The sequence below is a fragment of the Adlercreutzia murintestinalis genome, assembly GCF_943192905.1.
GTDB lineage: Bacteria > Actinomycetota > Coriobacteriia > Coriobacteriales > Eggerthellaceae > Adlercreutzia_A > Adlercreutzia_A murintestinalis.
On the sequence record NZ_CALPCC010000043.1, the window covers coordinates 1 to 2,387 of the forward strand.

General features: G+C 53.1%; 2 protein-coding genes. One reads left to right on the top strand and one right to left on the bottom strand.

Features of this window, described 5'->3' with window-relative positions; all coding sequences use genetic code 11:
• Positions 1-2,005: leucine-rich repeat domain-containing protein (locus NFR19_RS08785; RefSeq protein ID WP_251213416.1), on the bottom strand; the 2,005-nt coding region annotated here is incomplete at its 3' end.
• A gap of 1 nt (position 2,006) precedes the next feature.
• Between NFR19_RS08785 and NFR19_RS08790 the strand changes: the two genes are divergently transcribed.
• Positions 2,007-2,291 carry a hypothetical protein gene (locus tag NFR19_RS08790; RefSeq protein ID WP_251213417.1) on the top strand — a complete coding sequence of 95 codons (285 nt, stop codon included), beginning with the start codon at positions 2,007-2,009 and terminating at the stop codon, positions 2,289-2,291.
• Positions 2,292-2,387: the final 96 nt, after the last annotated feature.

Sequence of the window (2,387 nt, forward strand, 5' to 3'; positions counted from 1 at the left end):
TCGGAACTTTAATAGTGTAGGTCTTCGTGGTAGCCGACGATGATTCGCCTGCTGTTTGATGCCCACCGGAACCGCCTTGATTGTCAAAGGTAACGGTGTGATAGCTGGTAACAAGATCTCGATACAGAACGACACCGTTCGTCGGTGGCTGCGAGTTGCTTGAATAGCGCAATTCATTGAGCACGTTCGCATCAGAGCCGCTATAAGCAGTCAACAACTTACCGCTAACCAGTTGATTCCTATTAAGGATCACTTGGCTTGTAAGGTCTGCCGAAGTGTCGAACTCATGTGTAGTGAATCCGAACAGGCCATCATTACCTGTAACGGTGCTGGGGAAATTCATATTGTTGGGGATCACACGTAGGCTGGGGCAATCTGCGAACATCGCGTTAATCTCGGTTACACCAGATGTTTTTGTCGTGCCGCTGCTATTGACATAGCTATTACTAAAGAAGTTTCCCTGTATCTCGACCGTTTCGAGATTTTGCATCTTGCTAAAAAACCAATGCGGATTCTTAGCATCAAAATTCTTAAGAACAAGTTTTCTGATCGCATTGAGCCTATCGCGTGATTGTCGCCATTTAAGAACGTCTTCATGCGTTGTGGTTGTACCTGCATTGCTATTGATAAGACCAGAGCAATTAACGCTTCCGCCGCATTTACTTATGCTAAAAAACGTATTTGTACCCATTTCAAGCGTTAAGGTTTTAGTGTTGGCATCGTATGCCACTGATGCTTGCTTATTTCCACTTGGTCCCGACAAAGCAGAACTAGAAGTGCTATATGTATGATTCCAACTAGCAACACTGGCCACACTGAGGCTCATCGTGGAGATATCTGATTCCATACTTGCAAGCGAAACGGTTCGGTTGATTGTCTTCTCGACGCTCTCCATAGCGCCAGATGTATAATGATCGCCCTCTTCAAAGAGCTGATCGCGATAGGAGACATCGGGGGCATCGACACCCTCTGTGCAGCCTTCTTCCCCTTCATGGTCATGGTCGCCCTCGGCTGCTCCTTCGTCACCCTCGTCAGACTCAGCGTCATCCTCCGCTGGCTCTTCTGGTTTGGGAGCCAACGCCACGATGACAGCGCGGGAGGCGCTCGCGAGCAGTTTGTCATTCAGTCTCAGTTGTGCAGTGACCGTAGTCTTGCCGGTCTGTTTGGCAGTGACCGTGCCCGTTGAAGGGTCCACGCTGATGGGGGCGGCATCATAGGCATAGCGCACATCAATGCGGCCTTCTGATTTGAGGTATCCGGTATCGCCTAAAAGCTCTGCGGTCTCGTCTTGGTTGAGCACAAGAGGCGCATCGGGCATGCTCACGCCATAGGGAATGAGATGATTGCCCGTAGCAGGGACACCAGCGCGCCATGCATAGGTCTCATCTGCGTTGTAGGGCACATAGATCTCAACACCGGTGCAGTCAGCAAGGACGGTTGCGTCAACGTCTTGGACACTCGCTTCTGCGACCACGTATTCAAGGTGCTCGTTTGCTGCAAAGGCACGCTCAGCGATCTGCTCCACTGAGGCAGGAAGCCAGAATGCGGTTGCGGCAGTGTTCTCAAAGGCCGAGGCGCCAAGGGTGCGTAAGCCCCCTCCAAGGTCGACCTCGGCAAGCGAGGTGCAACCCTTGAAGGCCGATGCCTCTATGGCCGTGACGCTTCCTGCGATGGTCGCTTTCTCAAGGGAGGTGCAATCCTCGAAGGCTGAGGCACCTATCGTGCGGACCCCTTCCGGGATGGTAAGAGCGCGGATGCTTTCCTGTCCCTTGAAAGCATCGCGCTCGATAGAAGAGACAGCGTAGGACACATCATTGATGGAAGCGGTTTGCGGGATGGTGAGCTCTTCTGGAGCTGCACCCTCTCCTGTCCAGCGAACCGAGAGCGTGAAGTCGTCAAGGAGCGTATAGGCAAAGCCATCTGCCTCTGCGGTATCTCCCGGTTGTGCAGGATCAGCGAAGTTCTTGAAACCGGCTTGCTCCCAGGCTTTGCGCTCAGCTGTCACGATGGTCGTGTTTGCGATCGCCTTCGGTGTAAAAGAAGGCACTGGTGCGAATGCGGTGTCAGTGGTGGCATCCACCTTTGCCGGGATGTCTTCGCTGCTTGCCGCATCAGCTTTGAAGCGTGGGTTCACCACGATGGAGGCAACGCTTCCTGGTGCCACGATGGTGGCAAGTTCTTCGTTTCCCCAGAAGGCACCCTCTGCAATGGAGGTGCACTCTTCTGCGATGGCCACGCTGGCCCCGATGCCAGCAGGGGCTGCGATTAATGTTCGCATATCGCTCGTATAAAGAATACCGTCCTGGGAGGTGAAGGTAAAAGCCGCCGTGCTCCCTGGGAAATCAGCAACAATGGCCGAGAGCTTGATGCATCGGGAAAATACGCAA